We start from the raw sequence: 23,113 nt of genomic DNA, 5'->3' as shown, positions 1-23,113 counted from the left end.
TTTACCAGCGTAGACCATAGCCGGACGGACGCTGGAAGCGTGTTCGGGCCCCTCTGGCCCCCGGAACCGCAGGTCGGGGGCCTGCCCGTGCCGGGCTCAGGCCTCGGCGTGGTGCTCGACGAGGTCGCGCAGCGCGCGGGCGTCCGCGATCGCCTGCGCCTTGCCGACGCCGGACTGGATGCCGACCACGGCGAGCGAGGTGCCGTCGGCGAGGTCGAGGGTCGCCCACGGATCGCCCTGGCGGAAGTTGACCCGGACGATCTCGGCCCAGGCGAGCCGGCGGCTGCGCACGAAGTTGACCACCGTCACGCCGTCCGCGTCGGCGCTCACCCGGGGGCGGGCCAGCATCAGGCCGACGGCGGCGAACAGGACGCCGCTGGCCGTCATCATGATCCGGTCGTTGAGCTGCCAGTTCGCCGGGAGCAGCACGGCCAGCACGGCGAACAGCACCACCAGCACGACGCAGACCGGCAGCAGCACGACGCGGGTGCGGCGCGGCGCCCAGGTGACGGGGAACTCGACGGGCGGCGTGGACACGTGGGGTCTCCGGGGTGGTTCTGGTGGCGGCAGCACGATGGGGCGGGGACGCCGACCGGCTTCCCCGCCCCATTGAACCGTTCTTTACTCGCGGGCGTGCGAGCAGGTCAGAGGCGGCAGGCGTGGATGTTGGTGACCAGGATGGCCCGGGCGCCGATGCCCCACAGGTCGTCCATGATCCGCTGGGCCTCCTTGCGGAGCACCATCGCGCGCACCGCGACCCAGCCCTCGGTGTGCAGCGGCGAGACGGTCGGCGACTCCAGACCGGGGGTGAGCCCCACGGCCGCGCTGACGCTCTCGGCGCGGATGTCGTAGTCCATCAGCACGTAGCGGCGGGCCACCAGCACACCCTGGAGGCGGCGCAGGAACTGCTCCACCCGCGGGTCCTCGCCCGCGCCCTTGGGGCGGATCACCACGGAGTCCGAGACCAGGATCGGCTCGCCGAACACCTCCAGGCCCGCGTTGCGCAGGCTGGTGCCGGTCTCCACCACGTCGGCGATCACGTCGGCGACGCCGAGCTGCACCGCGGTCTCGACCGCGCCGTCCAGCTTGGTGACCGTCGCCTTCACCCCGTGGTCCGCCAGGTGCTGCTCGACCAGGCCGGTGTAGGAGGTCGCGATCCGCAGGCCCTCCAGGCCCTTGACGTCCTCGACCGCCACGCCCTCGGGGCGCGCGAAGCGGAAGGTCGACCCGGCGAAGCCGAGGGCGAGCACCTCCTCGGCGTTGGAGTGCGAGTCCAGCAGCAGGTCGCGGCCGGTGATGCCGACGTCCAGGCGGCCGGAGCCGACGTAGACGGCGATGTCGCGCGGGCGCAGGAAGAAGAACTCGACCTCGTTGTTCGGGTCGACGAGAACGAGCTCCTTCGGGTCCTTCCGCTGCCGGTAGCCGGCCTCATGGAGCATCTCCGCCGCGGGACCCGAGAGAGAACCCTTGTTGGGGACGGCGATGCGCAGCATGGGAGGTCGCTTCCTTACCTGGGGGGAGGGGTGTGCTCCACGGAGCGGGAGCTGTTCGGGATGCTCGGGGTACTCGAGGGTGTTCGGGGTACTCGACGGGTTCGGGTACTCGGGTACTCGGGTACTCGGGTACTCGGGTACTCGGGTACTCGGGTCAGAGGTACTTGTAGACGTCGTCGAGCGTCAGCCCACGGGCGATCATCATCACCTGAAGGTGGTAGAGGAGCTGCGAGATCTCCTCCGCCGTCTGCTCGTCCGACTGGAACTCGGCGGCCATCCAAACCTCGGCGGCCTCCTCGACGACCTTCTTGCCGATCGCATGGACGCCCTGCTGGACGAGCTGCGCGGTACGGGAGGACGAGGGGTCGCCGGTGGCGGCCTTCTGCTGGAGCTCGGCGAAGAGCTCCTCGAATGTCTTCGAAGCCATGATGGGCCCACCTTACGGCGTGCGGGCGGACGGACGGTAAACGGTCCCGGACCGTGGACAGTCCGGTGGACGTCCGCGGTCCGGGACCGTACGGGCTGCCGTCAGAGCGCGGCGCGCAGCACCGCGGCGGTGGCGACGGCGGCGGTGACGGCCTCGTGGCCCTTGTCCTCGGCGGAGCCCGGCAGTCCGGCCCGGTCGATCGCCTGCTCCTCGTTGTCGCAGGTCAGTACGCCGAAGCCGACCGGGACGCCGGTGTCGACGCTGACCTGGGTGAGGCCGACGGTGGCGGCCTGGCAGACGTAGTCGAAGTGCGGGGTACCACCGCGGATCACCACGCCGAGGGCCACCACGGCGTCGTAGCCGCCGTCGGCGAGGCGCTTGGCGGCGACCGGCAGTTCGAAGGTGCCGGGGACGCGCAGCACGGTCGGCTCGGCGATACCCAGCTCCTTGAGCGCGCGGTGGGCGCCGTCCAGCAGGCCGTTCATCACCTTGTCGTGCCACTGGGCGGCGATGACGGCGACCTTGAGGTCGGCCGCGCCTTCGATGGTCAGCTCGGGGGCTCCGTGGCCGCTCATGTTGTTACCTGTCCTTCGTACGGAATGGTCGGTGGACGCAGTGGTCGGTGGACGCAGTGGTCGGTGGTGGGTCAGGAGCCGAGGCCGGGCAGGTCGTGGCCCATCCGGTCGCGCTTGGTCCGCAGGTAGCGCAGGTTGTGCTCGCCGGGCGCGATCTCGACCGCCTCGCGCCCCTTGACCTTGAGCCCGTGCTCGGTGAGCGCGGTCTGCTTCCGCGGGTTGTTGGTCAGCAGGGTGAGCGAGCGGACGCCGAGGTCCACCAGCATCTGCGCCGCGATGCTGTAGTCGCGGGCGTCGGCGGGCAGGCCGAGGTCCAGGTTGGCGTCGACGGTGTCGCGCCCCTGCTCCTGCAGCTCGTACGCGCGCAGCTTGTGGGCCAGACCGATCCCCCGCCCCTCGTGCCCGCGCAGGTACAGCACCACGCCGCGGCCGGCCTCGGCGACCCGCCGCAGCGAGGCCTCCAGCTGCGGGCCGCAGTCGCAGCGCAGCGAGCCGAGGACGTCACCGGTCAGGCACTCGGAGTGGACCCGCACCAGGACGTCCTCGCCGTCCGGCAGCTGCCCCTCGGAGTCCAGGCCGCCGGCGACCAGGGCGATGTGCTCGACACCGTCGAGGGTGCCCTGGTAGCCGACGGCGGTGAACTCGCCGTGCACGGTGGGCAGGGCGGTGACGGCGGCCCGGTCGACGTGCAGCTCGGTACGGCGGCGGTAGGCGATCAGGTCCTCGATGGAGATGATCGCGAGGCCGTGCTCGCGGGCGAAGACGACCAGCTCGGGCAGCCGGGCCATGGTGCCGTCGTCGTTGACCACCTCGGCGATCGCGCCGGCCGGCGGCAGCCCGGCGAGCCGGGCCAGGTCGACGGCGGCCTCGGTGTGGCCGGGGCGGACCAGCACGCCGCCCTCGACCGCGCGCAGCGGGAAGACGTGCCCGGGGCGGGTCAGGTCGCCGGCCTCGGTGCCGGGCGAGGACAGCAGCCGGACGGTGCGGGCGCGGTCGGCGGCGGAGATCCCGGTGTCGACCCCCTCGCGGGCGTCCACCGAGACGGTGTAGGCGGTGCCCTTGCGGTCCTCGTTGACCTGGGTCATCGGCGGGAGCTTGAGGCGGTCCAGCTCCTCGCCGGTCATCGGCGCGCAGATCACACCGGAGCTGTAGCGGATGGTGAAGGCCATCAGCTCGGGGGTGGCGGCGGAGGCGGCGAAGACGATGTCGCCCTCGTTCTCGCGGTCCTCGTCGTCGACCACGACCACCGCGCGGCCGAGGGCGATGTCGGCGATCGCCCGCTCGACCGGGTCGAGGACGAGCTCGACCTCGGCGGCGCTCTGCTCGGACTGGTTCTCGGTCATGCCGTGGCTCCCTGCGGGACGGTGGCGGAGTTGGTACGCGGCTCACGGGTGCTCAGCCACCACGAGCGCAGGCCGAGCAGCACCAGGACGAAGTAGACGGAGTAGGTGAGGCCGGAGAAGGTGTAGCCGCTGTTGAAGGCGAGCGGGACGCCGACGATGTCCACGGCGATCCAGGCGAACCAGAACTCCAGCCAGCCGCGGGCCTGGGCCACCATCGCGGCCAGCGTGCCGACGAAGATGTAGGCGTCCGACCAGGGGCTCCAGGACAGGCTGGGGAAGGAGGTGAAGAGCAGCGCGAGCGCGACCGTGCCGGCCGCAGTGCCGGCCGCCAGCGCCAGCCGCTCGGGCCAACTGGCGAACCGTACGGCGATGGTGCCGGAGTCCCGGCGGCCCCGCCGCCACTGCGCCCAGCCCCAGGCGGCGGTGGCGATCACGATCAGCTGCTTGCCGATCAGGCCGGGCACGTGGCCCCCGAGGTAGGCGGTGATCAGCACCGCGCCGGACAGCAGCTGGACCGGCCAGCTCCAGACCGAGCGGCGCCAGCCGAGCGCGAGGCCGGCGAATCCGAGCAGGTTGCCGAACATGTCGGCCCACTTCACGTGTTCACCGAAGACGGTGAACGCCTCTCCACTGAGCCAGCTCACTTGGACTCCCCCGGGGTTTCGTCGATCGACGGGTTCTGCGGGCCCTGCGGGTTCTGCGCGCCCGGCAGGTCAGGCAGGTTGGGCAGGCCCGGCAGGTTGGGCAGGGTGCGGGACTCCAGGAGGCGTTCGACGTACTTGGCGAGCACGTCCACCTCCAGGTTGACGCTCTCGCCGACGGCCTTGGCGCCGAGCGTGGTCAGCGCGAGGGTGGCCGGAATGAGGCTGACGGTGAAGCTGTCCCGGGCGGCCTCCACCACGGTGAGGCTGACGCCGTCGACCGTGATCGAGCCCTTCTCCACCAGGTAGCGGGAGATGGTGTCGGGCAGCGAGAACCGCAGCACCTCCCAGCGCAGTTCGCCGTTCGCGTCGCGCTCGCCGGGCTCACGGCTCAACAGCCGCCCGGCGGCGTCGACATGGCCCTGCACGAGGTGGCCGCCGAGCCGGGCGCCCAGCGCCATCGCGCGCTCCAGGTTGACCCGGGAACCGGGCTTCAGCTCGCCGAGGCTGGAACGGTGCAGCGTCTCGGCCATCACGTCGGCGCTGAACTCACCGGTGCCCGCGGCCAGTTCCGCCGGGGAGTCGACGACGGTCAGGCAGACGCCGTTGACCGCGATGGAGTCGCCGTGACCCGCGTCCGCACAGACCACCGGGCCGCGCAGGCGGATTCGCGAGGAGTCGCCGATCTCCTCGATCGACACGACCTCGCCGAGCTCTTCGATGATGCCGGTGAACACCCGGGTTCTCCTCGCGTTTGGGGCGCGGACTCCGGGGCGGCAGAGGGAGATGACACGGACGGGCAACGGTGCGCGAGCCGACGGCACGACCCGTCGCCGGGATGCCGAGGCCGCCGGGAGATCGCTCACCCGGCCCGGGAGACACTGCTCTCCCGTCGTTCACCTGACCGCGGTCCGGTCCGGTAACGATGGACCACGGGTACTGCTCTTCGTCCGCCCGCGCACGCCTCCCATCCGGACTTTAACCGTCGGTCCAGGAATTTCACCTGGTCAACCGGCCGCTGGCTGCGGACGGGTCGCGGACTGTAACCGCCGGTTCGGATTTTCACCGACCCCGGAGTGCGCTGAACGTCACTGCTGATGCGGTCATTCTGCCACGGTCGGCGCAAGGGCAGGGAGGGGCTTTCGCTGTGGTCTGTTTCACGAACCTGCGGGGAATGCCCGGCGGGGGGCTACGCGCTCCTTCCGGGATCCGGTCTGGTGGCGGAGGCGGTCGGCGGGGGTGAGGCTGGTAGGTGGGGCCCTGCCGGTGACGCACCGAAGCTACGGAGGCGAGGGCGATGGCGAAGTTCATGGACGTCCACCACGGGATGACCGGGATCACGGCCGAGCAGCTCAGGCAGGCCCACGCGGCCGACCTGGCGGTCGAGGGCGAGGAAGGCGTCCACTTCGAGCAGGCGTGGGCGGACCCGGAGTCGGGCACGGTGTACTGCCTCTCCGACGCGCCCACCAAGGAAGCCGTGCAGCGGGTCCACAGCCGTAGCGGGCACCCGGCCGACGAGATCCACCCGGTGCCGTTGATGGTGTGAGGCCGGCCGCCCGGAGTGGTTCGGAGCGGCCGGAGCGGTTCAGCGTGTGGCGAGCGGTTCCGGGTGTTCGGAGCGGTTCAGCGTGTCGCGCAGCGGGTTCGGAGCGGCTCAGCGTGTGGCGCAGCGGGTTCGGAGCGGTTCAGCGTGTGGCGGGTGTGGTGATCTGCAGGAAGTGGGTGACCTCCGGCGGGTGCGCGAGGTAGCGCAGCTCGCCCTCCGACCAGACCGGCCGGATCCGCCACATCGGCCCGGCGTACCCGCGCAGGGCCTCCTCGTCGCGCCAGCGGCTCACCACCAGCACCCGGTGCCCGTTCTCCTCCGACACCGAGCGCAGCAGCTCACCGCCGAGGCAGCCGTCCGTCCGCCCCAGCTGCGGGATCACCTGGGCGGCCAGGTGATCGCAGAACTCCTCGATACGACCGGCCAGCACCTGCCCGGCCCAGATTCTTACGATCACGACCACCACCTCCGGCTGGCTGGAGTCCCTGGCCCCATTATCAGCGGAAAACCGCTGGTGAGGGGTCGGCCGGGGTTCGACCGGAGGCCCCGGCACGGTCGGCCGCAGCTCGGCCGGCGGCGCCCCGGGGGCCCTCGGCTAAATTCGCGGTATGACCACCACACCGGAAGCTGTCGTTCCGTCAAGCACCCGTCCGGACCGGCCGGGCGACCTGTTCGAGGCCCTCCGCGCGGGCGCCCTCAGCGATCCCGGCCAGCTGCGCGAGATCTACGAGCAGCCCGGCGACCACGCGCGCCGCAAGCAGGTCGGCCACCTGCACGAGGTCGCGCAGCGTCTGATCGCCTGCTCCTCGCTGGTCTTCGTCGCCAGCTCCGACGCCGCCGGGCACTGCGACGTCTCCCCGCGCGGCGGACCGACCGGGCTGGTCTCGGTGCTCGACGAGTACACCCTGGCCATACCGGACGCCACCGGCAACAAGCGGTTGGACACCCTGCACAACATCCTGGAGACCGGCCGGGTCGGGCTGCTCTTCGTCGTCCCCGGCCGGGACACCACGCTGCGGGTGAACGGCCGGGCCTGTGTCTCCACCGACCCGGAGCTGCTGCGCCAGCTGACCGCCGTCGGCAAACCGCCGCGCAGCGCGATCGTGGTCGCGGTGGAGGAGGTGTACGCGCACTGCCCGAAGTCGCTCCTGCGCGCCTCGGCGTGGAAGCCGGAGAACTGGCTCGCCAAGGACGCGCAGCCGAGCTCGGCGGAGGTCACGCTCTCGCACCTGCGGGACGAGGCGCTGACCATCGAGATGATCGAGCAGAACGAGCGGGACGCGCTGCTGTACCGGTACGAGTGAGGCCACCGTGCCGGCGGGGGCGGGTGAGGCGGGGTGCACGGCGGGCCGGGTTTCGCGGTGGGCCGGGGTGCACGGCGGGCCGGGTGCCCGGCCGGCCCCCTGCAGCACGGTGCGCCCGCCGGTCGGGCGGCCGCACCCGGTCGGCGGCCGGTCGGGTGACGGCGGGCCCCCGGGGGTTTGCCGGGGTGCCGGGGCGGCCGCCGGTGGCTTGAATGGACGGATGGACTGCGTCTTCTGTGCGGTGGTGGCGGGTGCGGAACCCGCGCACCGGGTGCTGGACGACGAAGCGGCGGTGGCCTTCCTGGACCGCCGGCCGCTGTTCCCCGGCCACGTTCTGGTGGTCCCGCGCGCCCACCACCGGACGCTCGCGGACCTGCCCGCGGACGAGGTGGGGCCGTTCTTCCTGCGGGTGCAGCGGGTGGCGGCGGCCGTCGAGCAAGGGCTGGGCGCGGCGGGCAGCTTCGTGGCGGCGAACAACCGGATCAGCCAGTCGGTGCCCCACCTGCACGTCCACGTGGTGCCGCGCAATCCGAAGGACGGGCTGCGCGGGTTCTTCTGGCCCCGGGGGAAGTACCCGGACGAGGCGGGGGCGGCGGAGGTCGCGGCCCGGCTGCGGGCGGCGCTGACGCGGTGAGCTGCGCGCTGCGCCTCGAGGGGCCGGCACCGTCCGGGCCGGCACCGTCCGGGCCGGCACCGTCCGGGGCTGTGCCGTCCTGGGTCGCACCGCGGGGCCGCGCCGCGCGGGGCTGCGCCGTCCGGGGCCGTACCGTGCCGGGAGCAGCCGGGTGTACGCCTGGAGAAGCATCGGGGACGGCCGAAATCGTTTTTGGGGCTGACGATCCGGCAGGTCGGCCCGCCTAGGCTCATGCCATGAACGAACTCGCGCGCGTCGTGCAACAGACGGTCGACCGGCTCGCGGGCCAGCACGTCGGCGCGGTCGTCGCCGGGCTGGCCGGCGGTGACACGGAGATCCGCGCTGCCGGGCGGTCGGGTCCGGGCGGCGGCGTGCCCGGGCCGTCCACCATCTTCGAAATCGGCTCCGTCACCAAGGTGTTCACCTCGCTCGTGCTCGCGCGGCTGGCACTCGACGGCACGGTACGGCTCGACGAGCCGCTCGCCGAGGTGCTCACCGGCGCGCGGGGCGGCCGGGTCGTCGTCCCCGGCAGGGGCGGGCAGCAGATCACCCTGCGGCACCTGGCCACCCACACGGCGGGCCTCCCCCGCCTGCCCCGGGGCCTGCTGGCGAAGGCCCTACTCAAGCCCAACGCCCCTGATCCGTACGCCCGTTGCAGCACCGAGTACGTGCTGGACGGGCTCGCCCGGACACGGCTGCGGGCCGCGCCCGGGCGCAGCTTCCGCTACTCCAACCTCGGCGCGGGGCTGCTCGGCCTGGCCCTCGCGCACCGGGCCGGTACGGGGTACGAGGAGTTGGTGACGCGTGAGGTCTGCGAGCCGCTGGGGCTGGTGGACACGCACGTGCGGGGGAACGCGGAGCGGCCCGGGCGGCTCGCGCACGGGCACACGCAGGGTGGGCGGCCGGTGCAGTACTGGGACTTGGCGGCCGTGCCGGGCATGGGCGGGCTCCGGTCGACCGCCGCCGACCTCGCGATACTCCTGCGAGCCCAGCTGGCCGCCGACCGCGCGTCGGACGCGCCGCTGTCGCCCGCGATCATGCTCACCCGGGAGACCAGGCACCGGGTCAACCTGTTCGCCTGGATGCACCTGGGCTGGCTCGGCCACCGGCTGCACAGCCAGCAGGGCGGCCACCTGCAGATCTGGCACAACGGCGCTACGGGCGGGTTCCGTTCGTTCGTGGCCTTCGACCCCGAGAAGCAGGTGGGGGTGGTGGTGCTGTCCAACACCCGCCGGTCGGTCGATCCGGCGGGCACGGCGCTGCTGCGCAGGCTGCAGACGGACTTCGCCACGGCGGGGTGACGGCGAGGCAGGACGCGGCAGGGCCGGCGCGGACGGTCGGCTCGGGAGGCGCCCGACCCTGCCCATCGGCACCCCCGGTAGCGGCGGGCTCCGGGCCGGGGGCGATGATGGTGGCGAGGTCGTTTCGGGCCAAAAGGTGCCGATTGGCACTGTTGCCAGGTGCCGCGGACGGTCGATGCTGGGGATGGATCCGGCAGCTGCGGTTCCGATGGGTCCGCCGAGCGAAAGGGGGCCGACGTGGCGGTGGTGTGGTCGCCGACGCGGGTGCGGACGGTCCGTCCGTCCGGGCCGGTCGGTCAGGGCGGCCGGGTCGGGCCGGCTGATCGGATCGGGCCGGTGGTGCGCGTGTACCGGCGGTTCCGGCCGGTGCCCCGGCGGGCGCGGGCGTGGGTGAACGCCTGCGCGGCCGTGGTCGCGGTGGCCGCCTGTCTGGCGCTCGGCGGGTGGTGGCCCGCGCCCGTGGTGGGGGCCGTCGCGGTGGTGGCGGCGAGCGGGTTCGGGTGGCTGCGGCCGGTGCCCGGTCTTCGGTCGGTACGGATCCACGAGGGCGGGCTGGTGCTGGTCGCGGCGGACGGCGGCGAGCGCCCGCTGCCGTGGGGCGCGCTGGAGGCCACCGAGTACTCCTCCGGATACTCCCCTGACGGTCGGCGCGGGGCCTGTGAGCAGGGACGAATATGGCTGGCCGGCGTGGACGAGCCGGTGGTGCTGGAGCATCTGCACGGGCTGGCCCGACTGTTCCGGGAGCTGGAGGAACGCCTCTCCCCCGGGCTCCGAGCCGCCCTGCACGAGACGCTGCGCACCGAGGGCAGCGTCCGGTTCGCACGGGGGCGGCTGACGGTGACGGCCGGCGGGCTGGTCCACCGGCCGCCGCACCCGCTCACGGCGACGGAGGCCTACCGGTGGGCGGAGGTGGAGTCGGCCCGGGCGTCGGCGCTTGGGGAGTTGGAGATCCGGACGCGCTCGGCCGGCCTGCCGCTCGCCCTCGCGGTGCCCAACGCCCGTGCGGCGGCCGGCTTCCTGGAGGAGCTCCGGGCCACCGCCCCCTAGGGGTCGCGACAGGCTCATCCCGGAAGGGACCAGTACATCTCTGAGTGGACGTCAGTTTCACTGCCTGCGGCCTACCGTCGCTGACATGAGCCGACTTCGCACCACCGCCGTCGCCGCCGCCCTGCTGCTCGCGCTGCCGTTGTCCGTCGCCGCCGCCTCGCCGGCCCTCGCCGCGCCCTCGCCCACCGGGGCCGCCGCACCCGCCGCCCAGACCGCCGTCCGCATCGAACTCCCGCGCCCGACGGGCCGGTACGCGGTCGGGCAGGAAGTCCTGCAGCTGGTGGACCAGAACCGTCCGGACCCGTGGGTGCCGTCCGCCGGACCGCGCCGGCTGATGGTCTCGATGTACTACCCCGCGCACGCCGGGACGGGCAGCCCGGCGCCGTACATGACCGAGGGGGCGGCCCGTGCACTGCTGGACGCGAAGCTGCCGGGCACCACCATCCCGACCGAGGCGTTGACCGGCACCCGGACCTGGGCGGAGTCCGGCGCGCGCCCGCAGGGCGGCCACTACCCGCTCGTGGTGCTGTCGCCCGGCTTCACCATGCAGCGGACCTCACTGACCAGCCTCGCCGTGGACCTGACCAGCCGGGGGTACGTGGTCGCCCTGGTCGATCACACCTACGAGAACTTCGGGACCACCTTCCCGGACGGGCAGACACTGCCCTGCGTGATGTGCGGGCGGCTCCGGACCCCCGAGGCCTGGGCGGGCCTGGACGAGAACCGGGCGAAGGACGTGTCCTTCGTCATCGACCAGCTGACCGACCGCCCCCACCCTGCCTGGCGCTACGCCCGCATGATCGACCGCGACCGGATCGGCATGGCCGGGCACTCGGCCGGGGGCGCGGCCACCGTCCCGGCACTGCTCGCCGACGACCGGATCCAGGCCGGGGTGGACCTCGACGGCACCATGGACGTCCCGGTCCCGGCCTCGGGGATCGGCGGCAAGCCGTTCCTGATGATGGGCCACCCGCTGGGCAACGGCGACGAGGACGGCAGCTGGGTCACGAGCTGGTCCAACCTGGACGGCTGGAAGCGGTGGCTGACCGTCGACGGCACCATCCACCCCAGCTTCACCGACTTCCCGGTGCTCATCGACGGGCTCAGCCTCCCGCAGGGGCCCGGGGCCACCATCGCGCCCCGCCGCGCCGTCGAGCTCACCCGCCAGTACGTCGGCGCCTTCTTCGACCTGCAGCTGAAGGGCATCGAGCAGCCGCTGCTCGACGGGCCGACCGCCGCCAACCCGGAGGTGCGGTTCCACTCCTGACCATCGGCCCGTGGGCGAGGCCGCCGGCACCCCGCCGACGGCCTCGTCGGCGTACGCGGGCGGACGCGCGGACAGGTCAGGCGGGCACGGCCGCCGAGGCAATCGGTTCGAGCAGCGGGTGCGGGCCGACCAAAGCGCGGGAGACCGGGTCCTCGCGGCGACTGCCCGAGCGGGCGGGGTTGGGGCGCATGGTGATCTCGGCCGGCGGGACGGGTGAACCGCCGCAGGTCGGGCAGGCGCCGACGAGGTCGAGGTCGGTGCCGCAGGCGGCGTGCGCGAAGAGGTGGTGCGGGCCGCCCTCGGTGGCGTGCCGGCCGCCCCAGCGGCTCAACTGGTAGAGCGGCCCCCAGAGTTCGAGGCCGGTTTCGGTGAGCAGATAGCCGTGGCGCAGCGGCGCCTGCTGGTACGGCTCCTTGCTCAGCACCCCGGCCGCGACCAGGGCGTTGAGGCGCGCGGTGAGGACGGCGCGCGGGATGCCGAGGTGGGTGAGGAAGTCGTTGAACCGCTGCACCCCGTAGAACGCGTCGCGCACGATCAGCAGGCTCCAGCGCTCGCCGACCACCTCCAGGGCGCGGGCCAGTGCGCAGTCCTGCAGTTCGTAGTCGGTTCCCAGGGCCATGGGCGCCAGCCTAGTCCACGGCCCTAGTGGGTTCAATGAACAGACCAACAGTGGTAGCGTGCCACCCGAAACGAAGGTTCATTCACCAGACCTTCGGGGCGGAACGGCCGGTCCCGGGGTCCAGTCCGGAGGGAACACCCATGCCCCCCGCAGCACCCGGCTCCTCCCCGGCACCACCCACCTCCTCCCCCGCCACCCCGCCCCCGCGCGTCCGGCCCGGCGCCACGCTCGCGACCACCTCGGCGGCGACCGCGCTGACCACCGCGGCCTACACCGCCCCCACCGCCTCGCTCGCCGCCACCGCCCAAGCCGCCCACCTGGGCGCCTCCGGCCGCACCTGGATCCTCACCGGCACCCTGGTCGGCATCTCGGCGCTGCTGCTCACCGCCGGAAGCGCCGCCGACGACCACGGGCGCAAACGGGTCTTCACCTTCGGCGTGCTGCTGTTCGCGGCTGCCGAGACGCTGTCCGCCCTGGCCCCCGGCGGCGCCGTCTACCTGGCCGCCCGGGTACTCCTCGGCCTCGCCTCGGCGGCCGTCCTGGCACCGGCACTCGCCCTGATCAGCCACGCCCACCCGACCGGGCCCGAACGGATCCGGGCACTGGGCGTCTGGGGTGCGGCCGTCGGCCTCGGGATCGCGATCGGCCCGGTGTACGGCGCACTGGTCCAGCAGTGGGCCGGGTGGCGCGCGGTCAGCGGCGGCATCGCGGTGGCCTCGGCCGTCGTGGCCGCCTGCGCCGTCGCCGTCCTCACCGAGTCACGGGCCGAGCGGCCGCGCGCACTCGACCCGTACGGGGTGCTCACGCTCGCCACCGGAACGTCCTGCCTGATCGCGGGGCTGGCCGAGGGGCGCAGCGGGTGGGGGCGGCCCTCGGTGGTGGCGCTGCTGGTGGGCGGGGTGCTGCTGCTGGCGGCGTTCGCCGTGGTCGAGGCGAGGGTGCGGGAGCCGATGCTGGACCTCGCGCTGTTCCGCAGCCCCGGCTTCATCGCGGCCACCGGCGGGGCGCTGTTCACCGGGCTGTCGCTGGTCGGGTTCATGAGCTACCTGCCCACCCTGCTCCAGGGCGTACTCGGCCTGTCCGGGCCGGCGGCGGGCGGCGTGCTGGCGCTGTGGTCGGGCCTGTCGGTGGTGTCCGCGCTGCAGGCCCGACGGCTGGCGGCGCACCTGTCGGCCACCGCGCAGGTCGCCCTCGGGCTGCTGGTCTGCGGGGCGGGCGAGCTGGGCCTGTACGGGCTCACGCCCGGCTCGTCCTGGCTGCGACTGGCCCCGGGGCTCGCCGTCGCGGGCATCGGCAGCGGGGTGCTCAACGCGGCCCTCGCCCGGCTGGCGGTCGGCAGCGTCCCGGCACACCGGGCGGCGATGGGCTCCGGCGCCAACAACACCTCCCGCTACCTGGGTTCGGCCCTCGGCGTGGCGGTCACGGTCGCCGTCGCCGGCTCCGCCCGCCCGGGCGCGCCCGGCCCCGAGGCGGCGGCCCACGCCCTCGCGGCGGGCTGCGATCGGGCCGTCCTGGTCGCCGCCGCCCTCTGCCTGCTCGGCGCCCTGCCCGCCCTCGCCGCCCGCACCGCCGAAGCCCGCACGGACGCGGAGACGGACACAGCGCAGCCAGCCCGAGAACCCGCCGCCACCCGGTGACGCACAAGAAGTCGACCCGGCCGACGTCCCACGCAGCCGCCCACACGGATACGCAGACGGATGCCACGCAGCCGGCCCGAAAGCCCTCGGCCGTACGGTGACGCACAAGAACGCACAAGAAGTCGACCCCGCCGACTTCCCGCGCACCGCACCGCACCGCGCGGCGCGGCGCGGCTGGGACGGGACCGGCTCGGGGCTGTTCGTGCTGTGCCCGGAGGCGGCCGTCGGGGGGTGGACGGCCGGGGAGGCGCTGCCTGCACCCGCCGAGGAGTATGCGGCCGCGTTCCCGGTGCCCGGGCACGGTGACGCGCCGGTACTGGGCGGGGAGCCGCTGCTCGTCGGGTGGCCGGCCCAGGAGCGCCTGCTGCCACGGTGAGCGGCCGCCCGGGGCCGCGTGCGAAGATGGCAGGGCTGGTGGGAACGATCTCCGGACGCTTCTGGGACGGTTCTCTGGCCATGGTGGACCACAACACGCAGCGCGAGGAGGAGCCGCAGCAGGACGCCCTGCTGATGGTGCCGATCGCGACGGCGCTGATCGCGGCGGACGGGCGGATCCTGCACTGGAGCAGCGACGCGGAGGCACTGCTCGGTCACCGTGCGGAGGACGCGGTCGGGGCGAAGGCGGCGAAGCTGCTGACCTCCGACGTGGAGCGGCCCGAGGTGCTCCAGTTGTTCCAGCGGATCCTCGAGGGCCGGCCCTGGACCGGCGTGTTCCCGGTGCGCCACCGTGACGGGCACCTGGTGAACCTGGAGTTCCGCACCCATCCGATCCGCGGGCCCGGCGGTGAACCGCTGGTGCTGGCGGTGGCCTCCGAGGTGACGACGCTGCGCCGGATCCAGGCGGACCTGGCGGTCCTGGACGGGTTCTTCACCCAGTCCCCGGTCGGCATGGGAGTCTTCGACACCGAGCTGCGTTTCGTCCGGTTGAACGAGGCGCTGGCCCGGGCCAACGGTCTGGCCCCCGGACAGCACCTGGGCCACCGGCTCACCGAGGTACTGCCCGGGATCAACGGCGCCGAGGCCGAAGCGGTGATGCGCCAGGTGCTGGAGAGCGGCGAGCCGGTGGTGGACACCCGCTCGCACGGCCGGACCCCGGGTGACCCGCAGCACGACCACGCCTGGTCGGCCTCCTACTTCCGGCTGGAGGACCGCAGCGGTCGGGTGCTCGGGGTGAGTTCGACCGTCATCGACATCACCGAGCGGTTCCGGGCCGATGCCCGGGCGGCCCGCGCGCAGGAGCGGCTGGCCCTGCTGGTCGATGCGACCGCCTCCATCGGCACCACGCTCGACCTGCGGCAGACCGCCCGGGAGCTGGCCGACGCGATGGTGCCCCGGGTCGCGGACATCAGCGGGGTGTTCGCGCTGGAGGCACTGGTGGCCGGCCGGAACGTCGAGCCGCCCGCCCCGGACACGCCCCAGTTGGTGCGTCGCCTGGCGCTGGCGACTGCCGACCCGCTCTACCCGTCCGAGGCGCTGCCGGTGGACGCCGTGTACGAGCTGCCGCCGGACTCCCCGTACGCCCGCGCGATGAGCACCGGGCGCACGGTGGTCACCCCGTCCTGGGAGCTGCCGGTGCTGAGCGAGGGCATCAACGAGAGCCGCCGGCAGGCCTACCTCGGCGACCGGCCGCGCTCGGTGCGGATCACCCCGCTGGTGGCGCGCGGCACCACGCTCGGCATGGTGGTGTACTCGCGGCGCGGTGAGCGCGAGTCCTTCGCGGAGGCCGACATCACGCTCGGTGACGAGCTGGCCTCGCGGGCCGCCGTCGCGATCGACAACGCCCGGCTGTACCTGCGCCAGCACCAGACCGTGCTGGCCCGCCAGCAGGCGCTGCGCGAGGCCAAGGCCGCGCAGGAGCGCCTGGCGCTGGTCAACGTGGCCTCGACCCGGATCGGCACCACGCTCGATCTCGCCCAGACCGCACAGGAGTTGGCCGAGGTGGCGACGCCCAGGCTGGCCGACACGGTGGTGGTGGAGGTGCTGGAGGAGCTGGTCCGCGGCGAGCGTGAGGCCCGCGCGCCGGCGGACGGCTCGGCGCTGCTGCGGCGGATGGCCTTCCATTCGGTGCACGGCTCGACCCTGAAGCCGATCGCCCGCACCGGCAACGTGCACCGTTTCCAACCCGGTTCGCCGTACGCGTGGAGCTTGGCGCACCGCAAGCCGGTGCTGGTGCCGCGGATGGACGAACAGGGCATGGCCTGGTTCGCCGACGACCCGGTGCGCACCGCCGCCATACGGGAGCAGAACGTGCGCTCGTTCATGGTGGTCCCGCTGATCGCGCGCGGCACCCCGGTCGGCGTGGCGGGCTTCTACCGGACCCTGGTCGAGCGCCCGTACGAGGACGACGACGTGGCGCTGGCCGGGGAGTTGGCGGTGCGGGCGGCCGTCTCCATCGACAACGCGCTGCTGTTCACCCGCGAACGCGACGCGGCGGCCGCCCGGCAGCGGGCGTTGGACGAGGCCTGGGCCGCCCAGCAGCGGCTGTCGCTGTTGAACGAGGCCAGCAACCGGATCGGCACCACGCTCGATCTGCACCGCACCGCCCAGGAGTTGGTGGAGGTGGTGCTCCCGCGCTTCGCCGACTTCGTCACCGTGGACCTGCGGGAGGCGGTGCTCAGCGGCGAGGAGCCGGGGACCGTCCCGGCGGAGGGTCGGGTGCTGATGCGGGCGGTGGCGGTCGGCGAAGTGACCTCGGACGGCACCATGACGGGGGCCGCCGACCAGGTGGGCGAGACCTCGCAGTCCGCCCAGCTGTACGCGCAGAGCCTGCGCACCCGGCGCTCGATCCTGGTGTCCGAGGTGACCGAGGAGGAGCTGCGCCGGATCGTCGCCTCCCCCGACCGGGTGCAGCCGGGGCTGGACGCCGGGGTGCACTCGTACCTGATGGTGCCGCTGATGGCGCGCGGACACGTGCTGGGCGGCGCGGAGTTCGTCCGCACCCGCAACCCGGTGCCGTTCGGCCCGGCTGACCGCTCGCTGGCCGAGGAGCTGGCCGCCCGCACCGCACTCGCGATCGACAACGGCCGGCTCTACCGCCGGGAGCGGGACACCGCGCTCATGCTGCAGCGCAGTCTGCTGCCGCAGGAGGTGCACCGCACCCTCGGCCTGGAGATCGCCTACCGCTACCTGCCCAGCAGCGTGGTCAGCGAGGTCGGCGGCGACTGGTTCGACGTGGTGCCGCTCTCCTCCGGGCGGGTCGCGCTGATCGTCGGCGACGTCATGGGCCACGGCATCCGGGCCGCCGCCACGATGGGCCAACTCCGTACGGCGGCACGAACGTTGATCACCCTTGACCTGGACCCGGCGCGGGTCCTGTACCGGCTGGACGAGGCCACCACGGCCGTCGGCGAGGGCCAGTTCGCCACCTGCGTCTGCGTGGTGTACGACCCGGTGGACCGCCGCTGCACCGCGGCCAGCGCCGGGCACCTGCCGCCCGTGGTCTGCGACGCCGAGGGACGGGCCCACCTGGTCGAGCTGCCGACCGGCACACCCCTCGGCGTCGGCGGAGTCCCGTTCGAGAGCGCCGAGTTCACCCTCCCCGAGGAGGGCATCCTGACGCTCTACACGGACGGCCTGGTCGAGCGCCGGGGCCGCGACCTGGACGAGGGCCTGCAGTTGCTCTGCCGCACCGTCGCCGACCGGCGCCGCTCGCTGGAGCAGACCTGCGACGCCGTCCTGACCCGGCTCACCGGCCGCACCAGCGAGGACGACATCGCCGTCATCATGGCGCAGGTCCGCCCGCACGGCGCGGACCGGATCGCCACCCTGCCGCTCACCGGCGACCGCGCGATGGTCGCGCACTCGCGCCGCTTCACCCGCGAGACGCTGGCGGGCTGGGGTCTCGGCGCCCTGGCCGACTGGGCCGAACTGCTCACCAGCGAACTGATCACCAACGCCCTGGTGCACGCCGGATCCCCCACCCAGCTGAGGCTGTTCTGCAACCGGGTGCTCACCGTCGAGGTCGCCGACCAGGAGGCCGAGGCGCCCCGGATCCGCCGCGCCCGCACCGAGGACGAGGGCGGCCGGGGCATCCACCTGGTCAACGAGCTCGCGCACCGCTGGGGCAGCCGCCGCACCGCCGACGGCAAGGTGGTCTGGTTCGAGCTGGAGCTTCCCCCGGGGGTCTCGTCCACCACCTGAACAACGGACGCTGTCGGGCCGCCGCCACGGCTGTCGGCCCGGGCGGCCACCTCACCGACACCCGACCGGCCCGCCCGGCCGGGACCGGGCCGCGCTCAGTCCGGCAGGAGGAGGTTGACGTCGCCGAACTCGTGCCAGAGGTAGCGGTGTTGGACGGCAGCGCGGTAGCAGGTGGCGAGGAGGGGGCGGCCGGCGACAGCGGCGAGCATCAGGAGGTGGGAGGCGCGGGGTTCGTGCCAGCCGGTGAGGAGGCCGTCGACGGCGCGGACGCCGCGTTCGGGGGTGATGACCAACTCGGTCCAGCCGTCGGCTTCCTGGAGGGTGCCGTCCGGTGTGGCCGCGGACTCCAGGGCGCGGACCACGGTGGTGCCGACGGCGATCACCCGGCCGCCGTCGGCCCGGACGTGACCGGCCAGTCGGGCGGTGGCGGCCGGGACGCGGAAGCGCTCGGCGTACGGGGCCTCGTGCGCCTCGGGCGAAGCCACCCCGGTGTGCAGGGTGACCGGCGCGACGAGCACGCCCCGGCCGGCCAGCCGGGCCACCACCTCGGCGCTGAACGGGCGGGCCGCGCTGGGCATTTCGCTGCTACCGGGGACGGTCGCGAAGACCGTCTGGTAGGCCTCGATCGGCCACTCGCGGTCCACGTAGCCGTACCGGATCGCCCGGCCGTGCACCGCCAGGTACGGCAACAGCTCGCAGGGCAGGGCGAGTTCGGCGTACCAGAGGCGGGCGGTGAAAGCCCGGGTCAGCACCGCCGTACCGCCTGCGGGCAGGGCGACCCGCAGGCCCGCGCGGGCCGGGGACTCCGCCGGCGAGTAGTACGCCGCCGCTTGCCCGGGCACGACACGACGCAACTCGACCAGGTGGGCGCCGTACCGGTCCGGCTGGGCGGAGGAGACGTGCAGCGCGACGGGCGTGCCGTCGGGCAGCCGGCCGGGCAGCGCGGCCGGGAGGGTGGCCGAGTTGTTGACCACCACGAGGTCTCTCGGGCGCAGCACCTCGGGCAGGTCGGCGAACCGGCGGTGCTCGACGGCGCCGGTGTCGCGGCGGCCGACCAGCATCCGGACGCCGTCCCGGGCCGTGCCACGCGCCTCCGCCGGTGCACGGGCGGAGAGTTCGGGCGGGACGGCGAGGCCGAGGTCGAGGTCGAGGCCGAGGTCGAGGTCGAGGCCGAGGTCGAGGCCGAAGCCAAGGCCAAGGCCGGTGAATGCGGTCATCGCCCGCCCCGGTCCCCGGCCGGGACGGCCAGGTCGTCGGCCGGGGCGGCGAGGTCCTCGGCACGGTAGCGGCCGGACGGGGTGCGGTCGCGGAGCAGGCCGAGCAGGACCGGCGCCACCTGCTCGGGCAGCGGCTCGCCGGAGATGTCCTCGCCGGGGCTGGCCTCCTGGAGCATTCGGGTGCGCATGCTGCCCGGGTCGACCGCCCAGACCCTCAGCTCCGGTTCCTCCCGGGCGAGGACGGCGGTGGCCAGGTCGAGCGCGGCCTTGCTGGCGCCGTAGCCGCCCCAGCCGAGGTAGGGCACCACGGCGGCGTCGGAGCTGATGTTGAGGACGGCGCCGGCGTGACCGCGCAGTTGGGGCAGGACGAGCTGGGTGAGGGCGATCGGGGCGAGCGCGTTGACCTCGAAGGTCTCCAGCAGGTCCGGCAGCGGGTAGTCGGCCAGCCGGGGCAGCGGCTCGGATCCGGGGGCGGGGGCGCCGTTGAGCGTGCCGGCGTTGTTGACCAGCAGGCTCGCGCCGCCGAGGCGCTCGGCGGCCTCGGCGAGGTGGGCGCGGTGGTCGTCGTCGACGACGCTGCCGGGCAGCGCGACGACCTTGGTGACGGCGGACAGGTCCGCCTCGGCGGCGGCGAGTCCGGCCGCGCCCCGGGCGGTGATCACCAGCTGCCAGCCGTCGGCGGCGAGGGCGTGCGCGAGGGCCAGCCCGAGGCCCCGGGAGGCGCCGGTGACCAGGGCGACGGGGGCGGTGTGCGGTGCGGCGGTGCGCTGTGCTGCGTTCATGCCGTAACGATCCGCCGCCGGGGCGGGCGGCGGATCGGCCCTCGGAACCGGGACCGGGTCGGACCTTGGGACTAGACCGGCGGACGGACCCGGGACTCCGAGCCCGCGCCCGAGCCCTCCGAGCCCGAGCCTTCCGCCCCGCCCTCCGACCAGCCCTCGGACCAGCCCTGCGGGTCGGTCCAGGCGGCCAGGGTGCGGCGGCTCTCGAAGCGGCGTTCCCGGCCGGTCAGCGGGTCGGTGAACTCGATCGCCGAGGCGAGCAGCTGCAGCGGACGGCGGAAGTCGTCCGGGGCCGGTTCGGGCAGCACCACCGGGTACACCGGGTCGCCGAGGATCGGCAGTCCGAGGCCGCTCATGTGCAGCCGCAGCTGGTGGGTGCGTCCGCTGAGCGGGCGCAGCCGGTAGCGGGCGAGGCCGTCGCGGCGCTCCAGCAGGTCGATCCGGCTCTCGCTGTTCGGCGGCGCGTCGACCTCCTGCGCGGCGATCACCCCGCGCTCCTTGACGATGTGGCTGCGCACGGTGCGCGGCAGGCTCAGCTCCGGGTCGTACGGAGCGATCGCCCGGTACTCCTTGCGCACCAGGCGGTCGCGGAACAGCGTCTGGTAGGCACCGCGCTCCTCGGGGCGCACGACGAACATGGCGAGGCCGGCGGTGAGCCGGTCCAGGCGGTGCGCGGGGCTGAGCACGGGCAGGTCGAGGGTGTGCCGCAGCCGGGAGAGCGCGGTCTCGGTGACGTGCCTGCCGCGCGGGGTGGTGGCCAGGAAGTGCGGCTTGTCGACGACCACCAGGTGCTCGTCGCGGTACAGCACGACCAGCTCGAACGGGACCCGCGCCTCCTCCGGGAGGTCCCGGTGGAACCAGACGTGCGCGCCGGGGCGGAACGGTTCGTCCGGGGCGACCGGACCGAGCGCGCCGACGATCTCGCCGTCGCGCAGCGCCGCCTCGATCCGCTCGGCCGGGACGGTGGGCAGCCGGTCGACCAGGTGGTCCCGCAGGGTGGGCCAGGGGCCTTCGAGCGGCAGCCGGAGGTGCACCGGGTCCACGCCGTGGCGTTGCGGGAGGGGGGAGGTCGGGCGGCGGCTCTTGCGTCTCATCTCCCGGCCCAGCGTAGTGCGCGCCCCGCCCGTGCCCGCGGCCGAGGTGCTGCCGCGGCCCGCGGCCGAGGTGCCGGGCCGGGGTGGGGCGGGGAGAGTGGACCGGTGGCCCTCGCTCGGCCGGCGGCCACCGACGCTCGGTCGATCAGCTACCGGACCCCTGTCGGGCCTTCCGACGGACCACTGGACGGACCCCTGGAGGACGCGTGACCGCCGACGGCCCGGACGGGGTGCCGCCGCTGCACCTGCCCCGACGGACCCGGATGCTGCTGTACGGCTCGCTCCTGCTGCTGGTCGCCGCCGTGGTGGCCGCCCTGGCCCTCGGCCCGGGGACCACCCTGGCGCCGCTGCTCGCGGTGGCCCCCGTCCTCGCCGGGGCGACCACCCGACGGGCCCGGGTGCCGCTGCTGGTCGGCGCGGCGGCGCTGCTCGCGGTCGGGCTGCTGGAGTCGGCCAACACGCAGCTGCCGCTCTCCGTCCGGATCAGCGTGCCGGTCACGGTACTGGCCTCGACGCTGGCCAGCGCCGCCAGCGTCGTCCTGGTGGCGGCCCGCGAACGGGAGCTGTTCCAGGTCCGGACGGTGGCCGAGGCGGCGCAGCGGGCCCTGCTGCGGCCGCCGGCCGAGCGGATCGGGCCGCTGCGGGTGGCGGTGCGCTATGTCGCGGCGGCGGCCGAGGCGCGGATCGGCGGGGACCTGTACGCCGTGGTGGAGACCCGGTTCGGGGTGCGGATCCTGCTGGGCGACGTCCAGGGGCACGGGCTCCCGGCGGTGGAGACGGCGGCGGACGTCCTCGGGGTGTTCCGGGAGGCGGCGCGGACCGAGCCCGACCCCGGGCGGCTCGCGGAACGGCTGGACGCGGCGCTCACGGCCCGCCCGGACGAGGACCGGTTCGCCACCGCGCTGCTGCTCGACGTGGCGCCGGACCGGGGGCCGGTGCAGGTCGTGAACTGCGGCCACCCGGCCCCGCTGCTGCGCCGGGCGGGCCGGGTGTGCGAGCTGGAGCCCCCGTTCCCGGCGCCGCCGCTGGGGCTGCTCGGGCTGACCGGCGACGAGTACCCGGCGCGGCGGTTCGACCCGGAGCCGGGCGACCTGCTGGTCCTGCACACCGACGGCGTGTCGGAGGCCCGGGACGCCGACGGGCATTTCTACCCGCTGGCGCAGCGACTGCCCGGCCTGCACGGCGGCAGCCCGGCGGACCTGCTGGACGCGCTGCTGGCGGACGTCGGCGGCTGGGTCGGGGACTCGGGGCTGGCCGACGACGCGGCGGTGCTGGCAGTGCGCTGGGAGCCGTGACAGGCCGGCGGGGCGGGGACGGCGGGGACGGCGGGGCTCAGGGGAGCAGGCAACGATTGTCAGTGGTGGGTGCAAGGCTCGGTGCGCGGTCGGCGGGGAGCCTGCTCGGTGCCCTGCCGCCGGACCACGACCGACGATCGACGAGGGGACGCTGCCGTGGGGTTCAAGGCTGAGGGGTTCAGGGCCGAGGGATCGTTCGAGCTGACGGCGTTCGAGCCGGTGGAGACGGAGGAGCGGGAGGGCGCGTCCTTCGGGCGGATCCGGATCGCCAAGACCTTCGCGGGCGCGCTGAGCGGGACGAGCGAGGTGCGGATGCTCTCCGTCGGGGGCCCGTCCGGCGGCCCGGCGTCGTACGTCGCGGTGGAGCACGTGACGGGTGAACTGGACGGGCGCAAGGGCTCGTTCGTGCTCCAGCACACGGCCTGGGACGCCACCGGGACGACGATCCGCGTGGTGCCGGGCACGGGGGCGGGCGAGCTGGCCGGGATCACCGGGGAGTTCCACCTGGCCGTCGACGAGTCCGGCGCCCACACCTTCGTCCTGGAGTACGAGCTGGGCTGAGCATATGAGCCGGGCTGACGTCCCGGGCTGACGAGCCGTACTGACGTCCCGCACCGCCGCGCCGCCGCCGCGCGCCGCACCCGCCGAAGGCTCGGCGGCACTGTCACGATGATGCGATCAGTGCACGATCGACATCGGAGGGTGGCACATGCCCGGCACGGCGGTGGATCGTACGACGGCAGCGGTCACG

23 protein-coding genes and 1 riboswitch are annotated in these 23,113 nt (G+C 74.2%); of the genes, 11 read left to right on the top strand and 12 right to left on the bottom strand.

The window, feature by feature from the left end; all coding sequences use genetic code 11:
* Positions 1 to 96: 96 nt before the first annotated feature.
* The 7 genes from ACZ52J_RS36165 to ACZ52J_RS36135 all read right to left on the bottom strand — a co-directional run bounded on the left by ACZ52J_RS36165 (position 97) and on the right by ACZ52J_RS36135 (position 5,216).
* Positions 97 to 537, bottom strand: a complete 441-nt coding sequence (locus ACZ52J_RS36165; RefSeq protein ID WP_465624893.1) for a PH domain-containing protein — start codon at positions 535 to 537, stop codon at positions 97 to 99.
* Positions 538 to 644: 107 nt separating this feature from the next.
* A complete protein-coding gene (gene hisG / locus ACZ52J_RS36160) occupies positions 645 to 1,493 on the bottom strand; it encodes an ATP phosphoribosyltransferase (RefSeq protein ID WP_360491750.1) in 849 nt (282 codons plus the stop codon).
* Positions 1,494 to 1,647: 154 nt separating this feature from the next.
* A complete protein-coding gene (locus tag ACZ52J_RS36155) occupies positions 1,648 to 1,920 on the bottom strand; it encodes a phosphoribosyl-ATP diphosphatase (RefSeq protein WP_097238956.1) in 273 nt (90 codons plus the stop codon).
* Between the two features lie 101 nt (positions 1,921 to 2,021).
* Positions 2,022 to 2,495, bottom strand: a complete 474-nt coding sequence (gene ribH / locus ACZ52J_RS36150) for a 6,7-dimethyl-8-ribityllumazine synthase (protein WP_360491753.1) — start codon at positions 2,493 to 2,495, stop codon at positions 2,022 to 2,024.
* Between the two features lie 71 nt (positions 2,496 to 2,566).
* Positions 2,567 to 3,838, bottom strand: coding sequence for a bifunctional 3,4-dihydroxy-2-butanone-4-phosphate synthase/GTP cyclohydrolase II (locus tag ACZ52J_RS36145; protein WP_465624890.1), 1,272 nt, complete (start codon positions 3,836 to 3,838; stop codon positions 2,567 to 2,569).
* Complete coding sequence (locus tag ACZ52J_RS36140) at positions 3,835 to 4,482, bottom strand: nicotinamide riboside transporter PnuC (RefSeq protein WP_396287693.1); 648 nt, start codon at positions 4,480 to 4,482, stop codon at positions 3,835 to 3,837. The genes ACZ52J_RS36145 and ACZ52J_RS36140 overlap by 4 nt, the downstream gene beginning before the upstream one ends.
* Complete coding sequence (locus tag ACZ52J_RS36135) at positions 4,479 to 5,216, bottom strand: riboflavin synthase (protein ID WP_465624888.1); 738 nt, start codon at positions 5,214 to 5,216, stop codon at positions 4,479 to 4,481. The genes ACZ52J_RS36140 and ACZ52J_RS36135 overlap by 4 nt, the downstream gene beginning before the upstream one ends.
* Before the next feature lie 218 nt (positions 5,217 to 5,434).
* Positions 5,435 to 5,562, bottom strand: a riboswitch (FMN riboswitch).
* 214 nt (positions 5,563 to 5,776) lie between these two features.
* Here ACZ52J_RS36135 and ACZ52J_RS36130 point away from each other — a divergent pair.
* Positions 5,777 to 6,025, top strand: a complete 249-nt coding sequence (locus ACZ52J_RS36130) for an SCO4226 family nickel-binding protein (RefSeq protein WP_360491762.1) — start codon at positions 5,777 to 5,779, stop codon at positions 6,023 to 6,025.
* Between the two features lie 139 nt (positions 6,026 to 6,164).
* On the opposite strand, the gene ACZ52J_RS36125 is transcribed toward ACZ52J_RS36130, so the two are convergent.
* Positions 6,165 to 6,482 carry an antibiotic biosynthesis monooxygenase family protein gene (locus ACZ52J_RS36125; RefSeq protein ID WP_360491765.1) on the bottom strand — a complete coding sequence of 106 codons (318 nt, stop codon included), beginning with the start codon at positions 6,480 to 6,482 and terminating at the stop codon, positions 6,165 to 6,167.
* 151 nt (positions 6,483 to 6,633) lie between these two features.
* On the opposite strand from ACZ52J_RS36125, the gene ACZ52J_RS36120 reads away from it, so the two are divergent.
* The 5 genes from ACZ52J_RS36120 to ACZ52J_RS36100 all read left to right on the top strand — a co-directional run bounded on the left by ACZ52J_RS36120 (position 6,634) and on the right by ACZ52J_RS36100 (position 11,578).
* Entirely contained in the window at positions 6,634 to 7,329 is a 696-nt protein-coding gene (locus tag ACZ52J_RS36120) for an MSMEG_1061 family FMN-dependent PPOX-type flavoprotein (protein ID WP_360491768.1), read from the top strand.
* Positions 7,330 to 7,549: 220 nt separating this feature from the next.
* Complete coding sequence (locus tag ACZ52J_RS36115; RefSeq protein WP_360491771.1) at positions 7,550 to 7,963, top strand: HIT family protein; 414 nt, start codon at positions 7,550 to 7,552, stop codon at positions 7,961 to 7,963.
* Positions 7,964 to 8,199: 236 nt separating this feature from the next.
* Complete coding sequence (locus ACZ52J_RS36110) at positions 8,200 to 9,264, top strand: serine hydrolase domain-containing protein (protein WP_465624884.1); 1,065 nt, start codon at positions 8,200 to 8,202, stop codon at positions 9,262 to 9,264.
* 336 nt (positions 9,265 to 9,600) lie between these two features.
* Positions 9,601 to 10,311 carry a hypothetical protein gene (locus ACZ52J_RS36105; protein ID WP_465624882.1) on the top strand — a complete coding sequence of 237 codons (711 nt, stop codon included), beginning with the start codon at positions 9,601 to 9,603 and terminating at the stop codon, positions 10,309 to 10,311.
* An 85-nt stretch (positions 10,312 to 10,396) separates the two neighbouring features.
* Positions 10,397 to 11,578, top strand: a complete 1,182-nt coding sequence (locus tag ACZ52J_RS36100) for an alpha/beta hydrolase family protein (protein ID WP_465624880.1) — start codon at positions 10,397 to 10,399, stop codon at positions 11,576 to 11,578.
* Positions 11,579 to 11,654: 76 nt separating this feature from the next.
* On the opposite strand, the gene ACZ52J_RS36095 is transcribed toward ACZ52J_RS36100, so the two are convergent.
* Positions 11,655 to 12,197: a winged helix-turn-helix transcriptional regulator gene (locus tag ACZ52J_RS36095; protein ID WP_360491783.1), complete on the bottom strand. Its 543-nt coding sequence runs from the start codon at positions 12,195 to 12,197 to the stop codon at positions 11,655 to 11,657.
* Between the two features lie 140 nt (positions 12,198 to 12,337).
* Between ACZ52J_RS36095 and ACZ52J_RS36090 the strand changes: the two genes are divergently transcribed.
* The 3 genes from ACZ52J_RS36090 to ACZ52J_RS36080 all read left to right on the top strand — a co-directional run bounded on the left by ACZ52J_RS36090 (position 12,338) and on the right by ACZ52J_RS36080 (position 17,974).
* A complete protein-coding gene (locus ACZ52J_RS36090; protein WP_465624878.1) occupies positions 12,338 to 13,834 on the top strand; it encodes an MFS transporter in 1,497 nt (498 codons plus the stop codon).
* 97 nt (positions 13,835 to 13,931) lie between these two features.
* Positions 13,932 to 14,210, top strand: a complete 279-nt coding sequence (locus ACZ52J_RS36085; RefSeq protein ID WP_465624876.1) for a hypothetical protein — start codon at positions 13,932 to 13,934, stop codon at positions 14,208 to 14,210.
* A gap of 38 nt (positions 14,211 to 14,248) precedes the next feature.
* Positions 14,249 to 17,974, top strand: coding sequence for a SpoIIE family protein phosphatase (locus ACZ52J_RS36080; RefSeq protein ID WP_465624874.1), 3,726 nt, complete (start codon positions 14,249 to 14,251; stop codon positions 17,972 to 17,974).
* Between the two features lie 95 nt (positions 17,975 to 18,069).
* Here ACZ52J_RS36080 and ACZ52J_RS36075 read toward each other — a convergent pair whose 3' ends face one another.
* The 3 genes from ACZ52J_RS36075 to ACZ52J_RS36065 form a co-directional block, all read right to left on the bottom strand.
* Positions 18,070 to 19,191: an S-adenosylmethionine:tRNA ribosyltransferase-isomerase gene (locus tag ACZ52J_RS36075; protein ID WP_465624872.1), complete on the bottom strand. Its 1,122-nt coding sequence runs from the start codon at positions 19,189 to 19,191 to the stop codon at positions 18,070 to 18,072.
* Complete coding sequence (locus ACZ52J_RS36070; protein ID WP_465624870.1) at positions 19,188 to 19,973, bottom strand: SDR family NAD(P)-dependent oxidoreductase; 786 nt, start codon at positions 19,971 to 19,973, stop codon at positions 19,188 to 19,190. Before ACZ52J_RS36070 ends, ACZ52J_RS36075 begins: the two co-directional genes overlap by 4 nt.
* A gap of 71 nt (positions 19,974 to 20,044) precedes the next feature.
* Positions 20,045 to 21,067 (bottom strand): pseudouridine synthase, encoded by a 1,023-nt coding sequence (locus tag ACZ52J_RS36065; protein ID WP_465624868.1) that lies wholly within the window; start codon positions 21,065 to 21,067, stop codon positions 20,045 to 20,047.
* Between the two features lie 206 nt (positions 21,068 to 21,273).
* Here ACZ52J_RS36065 and ACZ52J_RS36060 point away from each other — a divergent pair, with 206 nt between their 5' ends.
* Both ACZ52J_RS36060 and ACZ52J_RS36055 read left to right on the top strand, forming a co-directional pair.
* Positions 21,274 to 22,362 (top strand): PP2C family protein-serine/threonine phosphatase, encoded by a 1,089-nt coding sequence (locus tag ACZ52J_RS36060; RefSeq protein WP_465624867.1) that lies wholly within the window; start codon positions 21,274 to 21,276, stop codon positions 22,360 to 22,362.
* Positions 22,363 to 22,518: 156 nt separating this feature from the next.
* Positions 22,519 to 22,923, top strand: a complete 405-nt coding sequence (locus ACZ52J_RS36055; protein ID WP_465624865.1) for a DUF3224 domain-containing protein — start codon at positions 22,519 to 22,521, stop codon at positions 22,921 to 22,923.
* Positions 22,924 to 23,113: the final 190 nt, after the last annotated feature.

This window comes from Kitasatospora sp. NPDC034035, from assembly GCF_055575755.1.
The sequence above is the reverse complement of the archived record's forward strand: the minus strand, read 5'-3'. Positions and strand labels throughout refer to the sequence as shown.

Coding starts and splice junctions, on each gene's coding strand:
- ACZ52J_RS36120 (WP_360491768.1), top strand. CDS start 6,634: ATGACCACCACACCGGAAGCTGTCGTTCCGTCAAGCACCCGTCCGGAC.
- ACZ52J_RS36115 (WP_360491771.1), top strand. CDS start 7,550: ATGGACTGCGTCTTCTGTGCGGTGGTGGCGGGTGCGGAACCCGCGCAC.
- ACZ52J_RS36100 (WP_465624880.1), top strand. CDS start 10,397: ATGAGCCGACTTCGCACCACCGCCGTCGCCGCCGCCCTGCTGCTCGCG.
- ACZ52J_RS36070 (WP_465624870.1), bottom strand. CDS start 19,973: ATGAACGCAGCACAGCGCACCGCCGCACCGCACACCGCCCCCGTCGCC.
- ACZ52J_RS36095 (WP_360491783.1), bottom strand. CDS start 12,197: ATGGCCCTGGGAACCGACTACGAACTGCAGGACTGCGCACTGGCCCGC.
- ACZ52J_RS36110 (WP_465624884.1), top strand. CDS start 8,200: ATGAACGAACTCGCGCGCGTCGTGCAACAGACGGTCGACCGGCTCGCG.
- hisG (WP_360491750.1), bottom strand. CDS start 1,493: ATGCTGCGCATCGCCGTCCCCAACAAGGGTTCTCTCTCGGGTCCCGCG.
- ACZ52J_RS36130 (WP_360491762.1), top strand. CDS start 5,777: ATGGCGAAGTTCATGGACGTCCACCACGGGATGACCGGGATCACGGCC.
- ACZ52J_RS36145 (WP_465624890.1), bottom strand. CDS start 3,838: ATGACCGAGAACCAGTCCGAGCAGAGCGCCGCCGAGGTCGAGCTCGTC.
- ACZ52J_RS36065 (WP_465624868.1), bottom strand. CDS start 21,067: ATGAGACGCAAGAGCCGCCGCCCGACCTCCCCCCTCCCGCAACGCCAC.
- ACZ52J_RS36155 (WP_097238956.1), bottom strand. CDS start 1,920: ATGGCTTCGAAGACATTCGAGGAGCTCTTCGCCGAGCTCCAGCAGAAG.
- ribH (WP_360491753.1), bottom strand. CDS start 2,495: ATGAGCGGCCACGGAGCCCCCGAGCTGACCATCGAAGGCGCGGCCGAC.
- ACZ52J_RS36075 (WP_465624872.1), bottom strand. CDS start 19,191: ATGACCGCATTCACCGGCCTTGGCCTTGGCTTCGGCCTCGACCTCGGC.
- ACZ52J_RS36090 (WP_465624878.1), top strand. CDS start 12,338: ATGCCCCCCGCAGCACCCGGCTCCTCCCCGGCACCACCCACCTCCTCC.